General features: G+C 71.3%; 15 protein-coding genes. 7 read left to right on the plus strand and 8 right to left on the minus strand.

Going from position 1 to position 14709, the window contains the following annotated elements; all coding sequences use genetic code 11:
- The first annotated feature begins 61 nt into the window (after positions 1 to 61).
- From AC6CCG_RS00865 to AC6CCG_RS00875, 3 genes are all read left to right on the plus strand, one after another.
- Complete coding sequence (locus AC6CCG_RS00865) at positions 62 to 1012, plus strand: sugar phosphate isomerase/epimerase family protein (RefSeq protein WP_496652547.1); 951 nt, start codon at positions 62 to 64, stop codon at positions 1010 to 1012.
- 2 nt (positions 1013 to 1014) lie between these two features.
- Entirely contained in the window at positions 1015 to 1995 is a 981-nt protein-coding gene (locus tag AC6CCG_RS00870) for a 4-hydroxythreonine-4-phosphate dehydrogenase PdxA (RefSeq protein WP_496652548.1), read from the plus strand.
- Between the two features lie 129 nt (positions 1996 to 2124).
- Complete coding sequence (locus AC6CCG_RS00875; RefSeq protein WP_496652549.1) at positions 2125 to 3033, plus strand: EamA family transporter; 909 nt, start codon at positions 2125 to 2127, stop codon at positions 3031 to 3033.
- A gap of 6 nt (positions 3034 to 3039) precedes the next feature.
- Here the strand turns inward: AC6CCG_RS00875 and AC6CCG_RS00880 are convergent, their stop codons facing one another.
- Together AC6CCG_RS00880 and AC6CCG_RS00885 are read right to left on the minus strand one after the other, a co-directional pair.
- On the minus strand, positions 3040 to 3876 hold the full coding sequence (locus AC6CCG_RS00880) for an aldo/keto reductase (RefSeq protein WP_496652551.1): 837 nt from the start codon (positions 3874 to 3876) through the stop codon (positions 3040 to 3042).
- A gap of 159 nt (positions 3877 to 4035) precedes the next feature.
- Positions 4036 to 4485, minus strand: coding sequence for a DoxX family protein (locus tag AC6CCG_RS00885; protein ID WP_496652552.1), 450 nt, complete (start codon positions 4483 to 4485; stop codon positions 4036 to 4038).
- A 165-nt stretch (positions 4486 to 4650) separates the two neighbouring features.
- Here AC6CCG_RS00885 and AC6CCG_RS00890 point away from each other — a divergent pair, with 165 nt between their 5' ends.
- Positions 4651 to 5673, plus strand: coding sequence for a glycoside hydrolase family 43 protein (locus AC6CCG_RS00890; protein ID WP_496652553.1), 1023 nt, complete (start codon positions 4651 to 4653; stop codon positions 5671 to 5673).
- A gap of 90 nt (positions 5674 to 5763) precedes the next feature.
- On the opposite strand, the gene AC6CCG_RS00895 is transcribed toward AC6CCG_RS00890, so the two are convergent.
- Positions 5764 to 6633, minus strand: coding sequence for an HhH-GPD family protein (locus AC6CCG_RS00895; protein ID WP_496652554.1), 870 nt, complete (start codon positions 6631 to 6633; stop codon positions 5764 to 5766).
- A gap of 5 nt (positions 6634 to 6638) precedes the next feature.
- On the minus strand, positions 6639 to 7667 hold the full coding sequence (locus AC6CCG_RS00900; RefSeq protein WP_496652555.1) for a Gfo/Idh/MocA family protein: 1029 nt from the start codon (positions 7665 to 7667) through the stop codon (positions 6639 to 6641).
- 97 nt (positions 7668 to 7764) lie between these two features.
- Between AC6CCG_RS00900 and AC6CCG_RS00905 the strand changes: the two genes are divergently transcribed.
- Entirely contained in the window at positions 7765 to 8511 is a 747-nt protein-coding gene (locus AC6CCG_RS00905) for a hypothetical protein (protein WP_496652556.1), read from the plus strand.
- A 12-nt stretch (positions 8512 to 8523) separates the two neighbouring features.
- Here the strand turns inward: AC6CCG_RS00905 and AC6CCG_RS00910 are convergent, their stop codons facing one another.
- Complete coding sequence (locus AC6CCG_RS00910) at positions 8524 to 9441, minus strand: SDR family oxidoreductase (RefSeq protein ID WP_496652557.1); 918 nt, start codon at positions 9439 to 9441, stop codon at positions 8524 to 8526.
- Positions 9442 to 9547: 106 nt separating this feature from the next.
- Between AC6CCG_RS00910 and AC6CCG_RS00915 the strand changes: the two genes are divergently transcribed.
- The gene (locus AC6CCG_RS00915; RefSeq protein ID WP_496652558.1) at positions 9548 to 10147 is read left to right on the plus strand and encodes a TetR/AcrR family transcriptional regulator; all 600 of its coding nucleotides are present in this window, start codon (positions 9548 to 9550) and stop codon (positions 10145 to 10147) included.
- Here the strand turns inward: AC6CCG_RS00915 and disA are convergent.
- The 3 genes from disA to AC6CCG_RS00930 form a co-directional block, all read right to left on the minus strand.
- Complete coding sequence (gene disA, locus AC6CCG_RS00920) at positions 10126 to 11196, minus strand: DNA integrity scanning diadenylate cyclase DisA (RefSeq protein WP_496652559.1); 1071 nt, start codon at positions 11194 to 11196, stop codon at positions 10126 to 10128. The two genes, AC6CCG_RS00915 and disA, sit on opposite strands and share 22 nt — an antisense overlap.
- A 121-nt stretch (positions 11197 to 11317) precedes the next feature.
- A complete protein-coding gene (gene radA, locus AC6CCG_RS00925; protein ID WP_496652560.1) occupies positions 11318 to 12769 on the minus strand; it encodes a DNA repair protein RadA in 1452 nt (483 codons plus the stop codon).
- A gap of 54 nt (positions 12770 to 12823) precedes the next feature.
- Complete coding sequence (locus AC6CCG_RS00930; protein ID WP_496652561.1) at positions 12824 to 13750, minus strand: NAD-dependent epimerase/dehydratase family protein; 927 nt, start codon at positions 13748 to 13750, stop codon at positions 12824 to 12826.
- Between the two features lie 78 nt (positions 13751 to 13828).
- Between AC6CCG_RS00930 and AC6CCG_RS00935 the strand changes: the two genes are divergently transcribed.
- The gene (locus tag AC6CCG_RS00935) at positions 13829 to 14707 is read left to right on the plus strand and encodes an RNA polymerase sigma-70 factor (RefSeq protein WP_496652562.1); all 879 of its coding nucleotides are present in this window, start codon (positions 13829 to 13831) and stop codon (positions 14705 to 14707) included.
- Positions 14708 to 14709: the final 2 nt, after the last annotated feature.

A 14709-nucleotide genomic window follows, 5' to 3' on the forward strand; every position in this document is an offset into this window, starting at 1 on the left:
TAGATGCTGCCAACGGCGGTGCCTCCGAGCCTCGGGGGTTGCGCCCCGAACGAGGAGCACCATGACCCCCGACGCCGCGGTTCCGTACTCGGCCGATGACTGGCCGATCGCCACCTGCCTGCACGGCATCCCTCCCATCGGCCGCGACGGCGTGCCGCTGCACGATGCCGAGCCCGAGGTCTGGCGGGAGGTGTTCCGGGAGGTGGCCGATCTCGGCTTCGACCGGATCGAGCTGGCCGACAGTCATCTCCGTCCGGCCGACTACGAGTCCGCCCGGCGGGACGAGCTGCTGGCGCTGGCAGCCGAGTTCACGATCACCATCCCGTCGCTGCACGTCCAGCGGAAGAGCGTGATCATGCCCGGTCACGAACAGGCCAACGTCGACTACGCCCACCGGTCCATCGATGCCGCTGCCGCCTGGGGGATGGAGGTCTTCTCGACCGGGCTGCACCAGCCGTTCAGCGCGGCGCAGCGGTCGGCGCTGTGGTTCTGGACGGCACCCGGCCCCGAGGATCCGGACGATCCCGAGGTGTGGTCGGCGGCCGTGTCGCGGCTCCGCGAACTCGGCCGGCATGCCGCCGAGGTCGGGTTGCGGCTGTCGCTGGAGCTGTACGAGGACACCTATCTCGGCACCGCCGCAGGCGCGGTCCGGCTGATCGAGGAGATCGGGCTGGACAACGTCGGCCTCAATCCCGACGTCGGCAACCTGATCCGGCTGCACCGCCGGGTCGAGGACTGGCGCGAGCTGTACGCAAAGACGCTGCCGTACGCCAACTACTGGCACCTGAAGAACTACCAGCGTGACGAGGCCGCCGACGGCAGTTGGTTCACCTCGACTCCGTCGACGCTGGAAACCGGCTTGATCAACTACCGGCAGGTGATCAAGGACGCGGTGGCCGTCGGCTACGACGGCATCCTGCTGATGGAACACTACGGTGGAGACAGCCTCGGCGTCTGTGCCACGAACCAGCGCTACCTCCGGAGCCTGCTGCCCCGGAAGGACAGGAGTTGATCATGACGACGAAACCGCGGATCGCCTTGACCTTCGGGGATCCGGCCGGCATCGGGCCCGAGCTGGTCGCCCGGCAGCTGGCCGACCCGGACAGCTCCCGGCAGGCGGAGATCGTCCTGGTCGGCGACGAGACCGAACTGACCGACGCGATGGCCGATGCCGGTGTCGAGTTCGACTGGTCCCGTGATCATGGTGACGGCATGCCGACCCTGGTGGAGAACGGTGGCGAGCGGCCGGCCGGCGGGTTCGTCCGGCGCGCGGCGACCGAGGCCGGCGGCCGGTGGGCCATGGCGAGCCTGCGCCGCGCCCTGGAGCTGTCCCAGGAAGGCGCGGTCGATGCGATCGTCTTCGCCCCGCTGAACAAGTCCTCGCTGCACCTGGCCGGGATGACCGAGAACGACGAGATGTCCTGGTTCGAGACGGTCCTCGACGACGGCACCCGGGCCACCGAGCTCAACGTGCTGCCGGACTTGATCACCGCCCGGGTCACCTCGCACTGCTCGATCGCCGAGGTGGCCGACCTGATCACGTACGACCTCGTGGTCGAACGCGGCCTGCTGCTCCAGCAGGTGCTCCGGGCCCGCGGCCTCGAGAACCCCCGGATCGGCGTCTGCGCGCTCAACCCGCACGCCGGCGAGGGCGGCCGGTTCGGCCGGCACGAGCTCGACATCATCGAGCCGGCGGTGGCCGAGCTGGCCCGCCGCGGCGTCGCGGCGACCGGCCCGTACCCGAGCGACACGATCTTCCTCCGGGCCCGCGACGGCGCCTTCGACGGCGTACTGACCATGTATCACGACCAGGGCCAGATCGCCGTCAAGCTGCTCGGCTTCGACCGCGGCGTCACCCTGGCCGGCGGCCTCAGCGTCGGCGTCTGCACCCCCGCCCACGGCACCGCGTTCGACCTGGTCGGCACCCGCTCGGCCAACCAGGGCGCCTACCGGCACGCCTTCGACGTGGCCGTCGCGCTCGGCTCCGCCCGCTGACCTGTCGGTTTTTCACGTTAACGTGAAAAACTGGCACATTGCACAGGTTGCAACGTGGGTAAAGCGCCAGGAAAGTGTGTGAAGTGGACGGCGCGCGGGGGCATGGGCGGGGTCTGAGACAGTGGGGCCGTGACGTCCGCGGAGCCCTTGGGGGAGGCCGACCCGCAGGGGCGGCTGGATCGGCTGGCCGGCCGGGTGCCGGCGGTCTGGCTGGTGCTGATCGGCATCGTCTCGGTGCAGTTCGGTGCCGCGATCGCGAAGAACCTGTTCCACGTGGTCTCGCCGACCGCGATGGTCTGGCTCCGGCTGACCAGCTCCGCGGTGCTGTTGTTGATCATGGTACGGCCTCGGCTGCGCGGCCGCTCCCGGCAGGACTGGCTGCTGGTGACCGGGTTCGGGATCACGCTGCTGGTGATGAACTGGGCGATCTACCAGTCGATGGCCCGGATCCCGATCGGCGTCGCGGTGACCATCGAGTTCCTCGGGCCGCTCACCGTCGCGGTGATCATGTCGCGGCGGGCCCGGGACCTGGTCTGGGTGATCCTGGCCGGCGCGGGCGTGGCGATCCTCGGCTTCTCGCCGGCCGGCCTGAACCTGCCCGGCGTCGCCTTCGCGCTGCTGGCCGGACTGTGCTGGGCCTGCTACATCCTGCTCAGCGCCCGGACCGGCCGCAGCTGGTCCGGGCTGTCCGGGCTCGCCGTGGCGAGCACGATCGGCACCCTCGGGCTGACCCCGTTCGCGATCGCCGAGTCGGGCCCAGCGTTGCTGCAGCCGCAGGTGTTGATCTTGGGCGTCGCGATCGGACTGATGAGCTCCGTGATCCCGTACAGCCTGGAGATGCTCGCCCTGCGAAGGATCCCGCCGGGTGTGTTCGGGATCCTGATGAGCCTGGAGCCGGGCGTCGCCGCGCTGGCCGGAATGATCATGCTGGCCGAGTTCCTCAGCCTCACCCAGTGGATCGCGCTGGCCTGCGTGGTGATCGCCAGCGTCGGTGCGACCCGGACCCGGCGGGCCGCCGACCCACCGCCGGTCGACTAGACCGGGTCAGTGGCCCGCCTGATCGGAGTCGGCGAGACCCTCGCCCTTCCGGTCCAGCGCGGCGATCGCGGTCAGCTCGTCGGCGCTGAGCTCGAAGTCGAAGATCGCCAGGTTCTCGGCCAACCGCTGCGGATCCCCGGACTTCGGGATCGCCACCAGGCCGAGCTGGTGGTGCCAGCGCAAGATCACCTGCGCGGTCGTCCGGTCGTGGGCGCGGGCGATCTCGGTGATCACCGGCTCGGTCCGCAGCCCGTCACCGGAGCCGCCGATCGGGGTCCACGACTCGATCACGATGCCGTGCTCGGCGGCGAAGGCCCGGTCCTCCTCCCGCGGGTGGTACGGGTTGAGCTGGATCTGGTTGACGTCCGGCACGATCCCGGTCTCGTCGATCACCCGGCGCAGGTGGGCCGGCTTGAAGTTCGAGGTGCCGATCGCCCGGACCAGCCCGTCGTCCAGCAGCGCCTGCAGCCCGCGGACGGCGTCCACGTACTGATCCTGGTCGGGGTTCGGCCAGTGGATCAGCAGCAGGTCGAGGTAGTCCAGGCCGAGCCGCGCGATGCTGGCCTGGAACGCCTGCCGCGCGCCGTCGACGCTGTGCCACTCACGGTTGAACTTGCTGGTGACGAACACCTCGGACCGGGGCACGCCGGAGGCGGCGACGCCGGCCCCGACGGTCTCCTCGTTGCGATAGTTCTCCGCGGTGTCGAGCAGTCGGTAGCCGGTCTGCAGCGCGGTCCGTACGGAAGCGACGCCGGCATCGCCGGTCAGCCCGTAGGTGCCGAGACCGAGGGCGGGCAGCTTCGCGCCGTTGCGCAGTTGGATGAGCGGGGCGACGCCGGTCATACAGGCCTCCAACGGATCGGGGTGTGGTTACGGCCCGATCATGGCACGCTGCTCATGGCCGCTCGCCGCCGCCCGGCAGACCCCGGACTCGTCGACGGCCTGCTCGTCGCCGATCGCGACGAACAGGCCGCCTGAGTCCGAAGATCATCGCGTACGGCCTCAGGCCGCACCAGCAGACACGCCGTGGCGGGTGCCGAACTCCGCAACTCCACGGGAGGTCGTCGCTTCCAGTTCCGCGAACCGGACCACCGCGACGAAGGCCGCCAGCACTCCGGCGACCGCAGCCTCGGCCGCCGTCACCGGCCGGCCCAGCGCGATCTCCACCCCGGTCGCGCCGACCATGGTCAGCACCAGTCCCGTGGCCGCGACCGGCGTCAGCACCGGCGCGATCCGGGTCAGCGCGGGCACGATCAACCCGACCGCTCCGAACAGCTCCGCGAACCCGGCGATCTTGAGCAGGATCACCGGGATTCCCATCGACGCCGCGGCCATCACGTCCCACGCCATCAGCGCCTTGCTGCTGCCGACGAACACGAAGAACGCCGCGAGCAGCCCGGACACGACCCACACCGCGATCTTGGTTCCGCGCTTGGTGGCGAATGCGTACATGATCGAAATCTCCTCGTTCGTAGCGAAAGGTCTTCTTGCCCTCCCTACGAACGGGCTCTCCCGGATCGGACACCATCACCGGCAACGGGGTGATCCAGAGCGCGCCCGAGAATGACGGACGACAATGTCCCCATCGATCGCCCCGGCAAGGAGTCGTGATCACGCATGTCATCGTCCGCAGAGCCCGGCTATCCGCTGCGGCTGCCCGAGATGCCGCTCCACGATCCGTACGTCGTGGCCGACCAGCAGACGCAGCACTACCACCTGTACACCTCGAACGTCGCGGCGATGACCGGCGAGACGGTCACCGGCACGATGGTCTACCGCAGCCGCAACCTCCGCGACTGGACCCGCCCGGTCGTCGTGTTCCGTACCGAAGCGGGCGGGTGGGCGACCGACGGTGGGTGGGCTCCGGAGGTGCATGAGTACCGCGGCCGCTACTACCTGTTCACGACGCTGCACAACAAGGACAGGACGATCCCGGTGCCGCCTCCGGGCCCGTACGGCCTGCCGGTCCAGGTGGAGAACTACCAGCGCGGGACGATCATCGCCGTCGCGGACAGCCTGATGGGCCAGTTCGTACCGCTGCAGGACCGCCCGGCCGGCCCCGAGAATTTCATGCATCTGGACGGGACGCTGCACGTCGATCCGGAGGGCCGGCCCTGGATGGTGTACGCGCACGAATGGCTGCAGAAGATCGACGGCACGATCGAGGCGGTGCCGCTCGAGGAGGACCTCAGCGGGGCGGCCGGCGATCCGATCCATCTCTTCAAGGGATCCGATGCGACCTGGATCGGGGAGGAGTTGCCGGAGCCCTCGACGGCCCAGATCGCTCCGTACGTCACCGACGGTCCGCAGCTCTACCCTTCGCCGGGCGGGGCGTTGATCATGCTCTGGTCCACCTATGAGAAGTCCACGAACCGCGCGCAGGTCGAGGGCCGGTACGTGCAGACCTACGCGGTGTCGCCCTCGGGCGCGCTCGCCGGGCCCTGGATCCAGCACCGGCCGCTGGTGCGGCAGGACAGTGGTCACGGAATGATCTTCACGCCCCTCGGCTCGGCCGGCCGACCGCTGTTGATCTTGCACCGGCCCTTCACCAACGCCCGCGGCAAGCTCTACGAGATCGACTTCGTCGGCTCGGAGCTGCGTCTCGGCCGGCAGCGGACCGACCTCGACGGCGGCGGCTGACCCGCGATCCAACGGGTCGAGTTCCGAGGTGGAGTTGCGCAGGCGCAGTGATCACGCGGGCGGCGGCGCTACGTGCGCGGTCCGGCGCGACTAGTCCGGCAGGGCGTAGCCGGCCGGGCTCTCGCTGATCAGGCCGTCGGCGAGCAGGCCGGTCAGGGCTCGCTGATGTTGATCCTGGTCGGGCCAGGCGGCCGCCAACTCCTCGGCCGGTACGGGCTCGTCCCGCTCCCGGAGTACGGCGAGGACGGCGCCGCGGCACTGCCGGTCGGTGCCGGCGTAGGCCTGGCCGCGGCGGGGCGGGCCGGCCCAGGCCGGGTAGCCGGCGGCCCGCCAGGCACAGCGGGACCGAACCGGGCAGACGTCGCAGCGGGGCGCCCGGGCGGTGCAGACGACCGCGCCGAGTTCCATCGACGCGGCGGCCCAGCGGGCGGCGCGCGGTGCCTGCCGGGGCAGGAAGGTCTCGGCCAGCGCGCGTTCGGCGACGCTGAGTGAGGTGGCCGGGTACTGCACGCCGGCGCCGATCCGGGTGATCACCCGGCGCACGTTGGTGTCCAGCACCAGGTGCCGTTGGCCGAAGCCGAAGCTGGCCACTGCGGCGGCCGTGTAGTCGCCGACACCGGGCAGGGCGCGCAGGGCGGCCAGGTCGGCCGGCACCTCGCCGTCGTGATCTTGGTCGATCGCGACGGCGGCCCGGTGCAGCCGCAGGGCCCGGCGCGGATAGCCCAGCCGCCCCCAGGCCCGGACCGCCTCGCCGGACGGTTCGGCGGCCAGCGCCGCCGGCACCGGCCAGCGGTCGACCCAGCGCTGCCACGGCTCGAGCACCCGGGCCACCGGGGTCTGCTGCAGCATGAACTCGCTGATCATGATCTGCCACGGGGTGGTGCCGGGCCGGCGCCAGGGCAGGTCGCGGGCCTCGGTCCCGTACCAGCGCAGCACCGCCGACACCACCGCCGAGCTCATGATGATCAGACCTGCTCGACCTGGCCCGACACGGCCGACCGGGCCGCGGCCTCCATCAGGGCGAGCGTGCCGAGGTTGCGCCGGCCGGAGGTCTCCGGCTCCTCGCCGGTCTCGATCGCCTCGACCAGCGCGGTCAGCGAGCCGGCCCGGCCCAGCCGGTCCAGCTTGATCAACTCGGCGTCCTCCGTCGCCTCCTCGCCGCGCCTGCGCAGCCGGACGACCTCGTGCGGGGCGTCGTCGTCGCCGGAGCGGCCGGTCCAGAAGATCTCGCCCTGCTCGCACTCCAGGTGCCAGTCGCCGCTCCAGGTGGTCGGCTCGCCCGGGCTGACCCAGCTGCCCCGATAGCTGACCACAAGATCATCCTCGAACGTCACCGTGACGGTCGCCGAGGCCTCCTCGACGAACCGGCTCCACGGCGGGTCGGTGACCTGGGTGAACACCGACTTCGCCTCGCGGCCGAGGATGAACCGCATCAGGTCGAAATGGTGGATCGCCATGTCGAACAGCAGCGGGTGGTGCAGCCGGTAGTGCTTGTTGGTGCCCGGCTCCTTGTCGTTGGCCCACTTCCGGAAATCGACCCGGACCCCGCCGAGTTGGCCCAGCGCCTGGTCCGCGATCAGCTGCGCGGCGGTCCGCGCGGCCGGCTGATAGCGGTAGTTCTGGCTGACCAGCAGGATCCGCTGGGTCTCGTCGGCGACCTTGATCGCCTCCCGGGCGTCGTCCAGGCTGGCCGCGAACGGTTTCTCGGTGATCACGTGCTTGCCGGCCCGCATCGCCTCGATGGCCAGCGGCGCGTGCCCGTCGACCGGCGTCGTGATCAGGACGGCGTCGGCTTCGCGGGCCTCGAGCGCCTCGGCCAGCGAGCCGAAGCAGTCCTCCGCGGGTACCTTCAGCCGTTCCTGCGCACGGGCCAGCATGGCCGGTTCGGGGTCGACACAGGCGACCCGCTCCACCTCGGGCACCTGGGGAAACCGGCGCCGCTCCCAGTCCTGGCCGAAGCCGCCGAGGCCAACATGGATCAGTCGAATAGTCACTGGACCAGTCTTTCGTGCGCCGTTCGGAGTGCCGACCCGGACCCCCGCCCGGCGTGCCTCGCCCCAGCCGGGGACGGTGATCCCTACTCTCGATGGCATGAGCGGCGTGCTGCGGCCGGTAGGGCCCGAGCCGGCGCGTACGTACTGGATACGGCGGGCCTTGGTGATCGGGACCCTGGTCGCCCTCGTCCTGATCGTCATTCTCGCGGTCCAGACCCTCACCCGGCCGGACCCGACGAGCGCCGTACCGCCGGCCGACAGTCCGACACCGTCGACGACGCCGAGACCGAGCTCCACCCCGAAGCCCAGCTCCACCCCGAAGCCCTCCGGTACGCCCAGTGCGACACCCTCCGGGTCGGCCGGGCCGAAGCCGCCGACGAGCCCGAAACCGACGCCGAGCGGCAGCGCGAGCCCGAGCAGCAGCCCGTCGCCGACGCCGAGCAAGCCCGTCGAGGTGGCGGCCTGCGAGCCGGACGATCTCCGGGTGACCTTGATCGGGAAGCGTACGGTGCGGGCCCAGCAGGATTCGACGTACGACCTGTCGGTGATCAACGGCGGTGCCGCGCCGTGCAAGATCACGATCGACACCGACTCGTTCGAGTTCACGATCACCTCGGGTACGGATCCGATCTGGTCGAGTGATCATTGCGAGCGATCGCTGAAGCCGGTCAGCAAGACCCTGGACAGCCAGGAATCGCTGCCCTGGAAGATGACCTGGGACGGCGAACGGTCCCGCGAGGACTGCAAGATCAGCTCCGAGACGCCGCGTCCGGGCATCTACTGGGCCACCGCGACGGTCGAAGGCGTCGAGCCGGTCCGCTGGCGGATGACCGTCACCGACTGATCAGGAATCCGATCACGCGTCGGCCCGGAACTCGGTGTCGGCCCAGGTCTCGAACGACGTGACCGGGATGCCGAGCTCGCGGGCGAACTCCGGCCGCGCCGGCTGGCCCGCCACGTTCATCCACTCCAGCGACGCGCCCATCGGCGGCATCCCGGCGGCGACGGCCTCGGTCTCGGTCAGATCGGGCGCGGTGAGCCGGTGGCCGAGCACGCCCGACAGGATCTCGGCGATCCGGGTCATCGGCAGGACATCGCTCGCCAGCTCCAACTCGACCCGGTCGAAGCGCTCCGGGTCCAGGACCGCCGCGGCCGCGGCGGCACCGATGTCGGCCGTCGCGACCAGGGACAGCCGGGTGGTCGGTTTGATCACGCTGATCAGTCCACCCTCGATCCCGCGCGGGAACAGGTAGCGCATCGAGGGCAGGAAGTTGGCCATGAAGAAGCCCGGCTTCAGCAGCGTCCAGCGCTCGAAGCCCGCGGTCCGCAAGCGGTCCTGGATCGCGGTCTTGGCGCCCAGGCTCTCGGCCAACGTTCCCCAATGGCCGCCGGCCCAGCGGGGATCGGTGAGGTGCTGCCCCGCGCCGCTCACCGAGGTGTGCACGAACTGCCGGACGTCGGCGGCCCGGGCGGCCTCGATCAGGTTGGTGCCCTGAGCCACCTCGCCCGCGAAGTCGATGCCCTCCTCGCTCATGGCCGGCATCTGGACCGAGAACACGGACCGGACGCCCTTCACGGCCCGGTCCAGGGAGTCGCGGTCGTGCAGGTCACCCGTGACCAGCTCGGCGCCCGACGACTCGAGGCGCGCGGCGCGGGCGGGATCGCGGACCAGGGCCCGGACCGGGATGCCCGCGGCGAGCAGGGCGCGGGCGGTGGCGCCGCCCTGGCGGCCGGTCGCGCCGGTGACCAGGACGGGTGCGGAACGTGTGGACACGGTTCTCCTCCGAGACGGTGAGTTCGAAACGGCGGGGCCCGCCGTTTCTTGTCTCGCTACAATATGGCGGGGTCCGCCATTTAGCAAAAGGTTGGAGGCGATCGCGATGCCCGACCATCGGCGCGCCGATGCCCGGCGCAACTACGCCCTGATCCTGGCGGTCGCGGAGGAGGAGGTCTCGGCGCACGGCGCCGACGCATCACTCGAACAGATCGCCCGTACGGCGGGCGTCGGCTCGGCCACCGTGCGGCGGCACTTCCCGACCCGGCAGGCCCTGCTCGAGGCCGTGTCCCGGCAGCGGATCGAGGACCTCGCGGCTCGCGCCCACGACCTGACCGGCACCGGGGACAGCCGGACCGTGCTACTGACCTGGCTCCGGGAAGTGGTCGCCTACTGCGTGACCGCGCGCGGGCTGGCCGCGGCGCTGTCGTACGGCGGCGTCGACCACGACCCCGTGTACGGGAACTCCTGCACCGGGATCCTGCTCGAGGCGGGCGCGCCGCTGATCGAGACGGCCCGGGCCGACGGCGCCGTGCCGGCCGGCGTCACGCTGGCCGACCTGATCACGCTGATCGTCGGCATCGCCCTGGCCACCGCGCACCACCCTGAGCCGGCCGCCGAGGCGAACCGGCTCTTCGACCTGATCGTCGCCGGAGTCAGCCCGGGCGAAGCGTCGGAGCGAGCTCAATCCATCCGTTCCGTGTAAGCGGATTCGGCGAGCCGGACCAGGCCGTCCCGGATCACCCGGGCCCGGCTGTCGCCGACGCCGTCGATCTCCTGCAGCTCGGCCGTGCTCGCGGCGAACAGGGCCTGCAGGCTGCCGAAGTGCTCGATCAGCCGGTGCCCGAAGGCGGTCGGCAGCCGATGGATCTGGGCGACCTGGCGGTAGCCGCGCGGGCTGATCTTGGTGTCCAGGTGCTCGTGCGGGGTGAACCCGACGGCGCGGGCGACGGCCAGCGGCTCCAGCAGTTCGGCGGTGCCGAGCGCGGTCAGCCCGACCAGGCCGGCCCAGTCGTCGTTGGCGGCCGGGCGGTAGTCCTGCTCCAGCAGCACCCGCAGATCCTCGACGCCGCCGCCGAGCTCGTGCAGCTGCAGGGTCAGCATCCGGCCGTCGGTGCCCAGCTCGATCGCGTACCGGTCCAGTTCCAGGGTGAGCCGGCGGATCATCTCCAGCCGTTGCGCCACCAGGGCGAAGTCGCGCACGGTGACCTGGTCCTGCACCTCGAGGGCGGACAGCCGGCTGGTCACCTCCCAGAGCCGGGCCTTGTAGCGCTCGAGCGTCTGCAGCGCCTGGTTGGCCCGGGACAGGATCTGCTCGGACCGCTCGACCAGGTGCCGGTGCGAGTCGAGGTAGAGCGTGATCGTCGCCATCGAGGCCGACACCGAGAGCACCGCGCAGCCGGTCTGCCGGGCGACCCGCTCGGCGGTCCGGTGCCGGGTGCCGGTCTCGACCGTCTCGATCGCCGGGTCGGGCATCAGGTGCACCCCGGCCCGCACGATCCGCTTGCTCTCCGGGTCGTAGATGATCGCGCCGTCCATCTTCGCCAGTTCCCGCAGCGCGGTCGGCGTGAACGCGACGTCCAGGTCGAACCCGCCGGTCGAGATCTTGTCGACGTCGCGGCCGACGCCCAGCACGACCAGCGCACCGGTCCGGCCGCGCAGGATGCGCTCCAGCCCCTCCCGCAACGGCGTCCCCGGCGCCAGCTCCGCCTGGTACGCCGACAGGCGGCATTGCGGGTCGTGCGTATCCGACACTTTTCGATCCCCGTCCGTCTGCTTGTCTTCCGCTACCCGCATCCCGGCAGGCCAAGGCTGGCGCCCATAGTAATGGCGGGGTCGTTTGGATCTTCGAACCCGTACGGCCAGCCGGCGCGGGTCAGCGGAGCAGCACGGGATCAGGCCGCTCCGGTACGGGCTCGACGGGCCGCGGCCGCCGGACCAGGTCGAGCGCCTGCAGCGCCTGGCCGATCGTCGACGCCGTGTGCACCCGGAGGCCGGCGACGAGCTTCGGCATCCGGTCGGCCGCGCGGCGGCTCTGGGCCGGGACGATCGCGTCGGAGAAGCCGAGCCGAGCCGCCTCGGCCAGCCGGCGGTCCGTGCCCGGCACTCGCCGCAGCTCGCCGGCCAGCCCGAGCTCGCCGATCGCCACGTAGCGCGGCGCGGCGTCGGTGCCGACGGCCGCCTTCGCGTTGATCGCCGCAGAGGCGACAGCGATGGCCGCGGCGAGGTCGGCCGACGGGTCGGTCACCCGGGCGCCGCCGACGGTGGAGACGTACACGTCCCGTTGGGCCAGGCTGAGCCCGGCGCGCCGCTCCAGCACGGCCAGGACCATCGCCAGCCGGCCGGAGTCGACGCCGTGCATGGTGCGTCGCGGAACCTGCAGCGAGGACGGGGCGACCAGGGCCTGCAGCTCGGCCAGCAGCGGCCGGCGGCCCTCCATGGTGACGGTGATGCAGGTGCCGGGCACCGGCTCGTCGTGCCGGGAGGTGAACAGTCCGGACGGGTCCGACACCTCGACGATCCCGCTCTCGCTCATCTCGAAGCAGCCGACCTCGTCGGCCGGCCCGAACCGGTTCTTGGTGGCCCGGACCATCCGGAAGCCGGAGTGCCGGTCGCCGTCGAAGGCGAGCACGACATCGACCAGGTGCTCCAGCAGCCGCGGCCCGGCGATGGCGCCGTCCTTGGTCACGTGGCCGACAATGATCACCGCCATGTCGCGCCGCTTCGCGACCCGGACCAGGGCGCCGGTCACCTCGCGCACCTGGCTGACCCCGCCGGGGGAGCCGTCGGCCTCGGCCATGCCGATGGTCTGCACCGAGTCCAGCACCAGCAGTGACGGCCCGACCTCCTCGATGTGGCCGAGCACGGTGCCGAGGTCGTTCTCCGCGGCCAGGAACAGCTGGTCGGCGAGGGCGTCGGTCCGGCCGGCCCGTAGCCGCACCTGGGCGGCCGACTCCTCGCCCGTGACGTACAAGGTCTTCCGGCCGGCCTTCGCCCAGCGGGCGGCGACCTCGAGCAGGAGGGTGGACTTGCCGACGCCGGGCTCACCGGCGAGCAGCACGACGGCGCCGGGCACCAGCCCGTCGCCGAGCACCCGGTCCAGCTCGCCGACCCCGGTCAACGTCCGGGTCGCCGCGTCCGCGTTCACCTGCGAGATCGGGATCGCCTTCGCGGTCGGTCGCGCGGTGGCGACCTTGGTCACCTTGGGCGCGCCGTCCTCGACCACGCTGCCCCAGACCTGGCACTCGCCGCAGCGGCCGACCCAGCGCATCGTGGTCCAGCCGCACTCGGTGCAGCGGTACCCCGGACGGGAGGATGACTTCGCCATGACCGACAACCTAGAGCCCGGCGCTGACACAACCCGGGACAGGCGGCCGACGGGTCAGCCGCGCCCGTGCCGGAAGCCGTCCCGCCAGCTCGGGTAGCGCGGCGTCCAGCCCAGTTCTGCCTTGGCCTTGGCGTTGGACGAGCCGCGCACCCGAGTGGACAGGTGCGCCACGGCCGGTCCCGCCAGCAGCCGGCCCAGCCAGGTCGGAACACGGCGCGGCGGCTTGGCGCCGAGTTCGTCGGCGAGCACCGGCAGCCACTCGGCGATCGGCGCGGGTTCGTCGTCCACGACGTTGTAGACGCCCGGGTCGCCGTGGTCGAGCGCCGCGATCGCAGCGCCGGCGGCGTCGTCGACGTGGATGAAGGACCAGATGCCGGTGCCGCCGCCGACGATCGGGAACCCGCCGCCGCGGATCAGCTTCTCGTACTCCGCCCCCGGTGCGAAGTGCGTGCCCGGCCCGTAGAAGTTGCCGTACCGCAGGACCACGCCGCCGGCCGCCGGGACCACGCGCTCCAGGTACGCGATCCCGGCGAGCGTCTGCCGCTGGGTCGGAATCGGGTTCGGGTCGAGCCCGGCCGTCTCGTCCTGCACCGCCGGGCCGTTCGGATCGTTGGTCCAGTTGGTGTACGACTGCGCGACGAAGCGACCGACGCCCACCTCCTGCGCCGCGGCGAGCAGATTGTCGGTGCCGATGGTCCGGAGCTCGTTGGTCCGGGCGAACGCCCGGTCGAAGTTCCGCATCGACACCCCGGTGAGCGCGGTCAGTTGATGGACGATCGCCTCCGGCTCGGCCTTCCGTACCGCCGCGACGACGGCCGACCGGTCCAACGCGTCGACCCCGACGATCTCGGCGCCGAGGGCGGTGAGTTCGTCGGCCCGGGAGCTCCGGACCAGCCCGACCACCTGATGCCCCTGCTCGAGCAGCAGCGGCACCAGCCGCCGACCGACCACACCGTTCGCACCCGCCACGAGAACCTTCATGTTCGTCCCCTCCTAGACTCTGGATCGCCCTCTGAGACGAGGGTCCGGGCGCGCCTGTGACAGGTCAGGAGAAGAAACATGGACCAGGAGACCTACGCCGAGTACCGTCCGCTGATCTTCTCCATCGCCTACCACATGCTCGGCAGCGCGGCGGACGCCGAGGACGTGGTGCAGGAGACCTTCCTGCGCTCGTTGCAGGCCGAGGACGTACGGCATCCGAAGGCGTTCCTGACCACGGTCGCCACCCGGATCGCGATCGACCAGCTGAAGTCGGCGCGGGTGCGGCGGGAGCGGTACTTCGGCGAGTGGATCCCGGAGCCGCTGCTGACCGAGGACGGCGCCTGGCATGCCGAGACCAAGGACGCCCTGTCGCTGGCCGTGCTGACGTTGCTGGAACAGCTCACCGAGGCCGAGCGGGCGGTCTTCGTGCTGCGCGAGGTGCTGGACTTCCCGTACGAGGAGATCGCCAAGATCATCGACAAATCCGAGGCGAACTGCCGGCAGCTGCTGGCCCGGGCCCGCAAGCACGTCCAGGCCAACCGGCCGCGGTTCGAGGTGTCGCCGCAGCGCCGGGCCGAGGTCGCCGCCGAGTTCTTCCGGGTCTTCGAGAGCGGCAAGACGGCGGGGCTGGTCCAGCTGCTCGCCGACGACGTGGTGTTCCACGGTGACGGCGGCGGCAACGGTTGGGGCATCAAGCAGCCGGTGCTCGGCAAGCTTCAGGTCACCCGGTTCCTCGGTGGGCTGCTGCGCCAGCAGGAACGGCTGCAGGTGCACCTGGAACCGGCGGAGATCAACGGCACCCCGGGCGCCCTGGTCCGGACCGCCGACGGTGCCCTGGTGAACGTGATCAGCCTGGACATCGCCGACGGCCGGATCGTCGCCCTCCGGTCGGTGATCAACCACGACAAGCTGCGCCACCTGGGCCCGCTCGCCGATCTCGACGCCTTGGTGCCCTGAGC

The organism is Microlunatus sp. YIM B11417 (assembly GCF_059617205.1).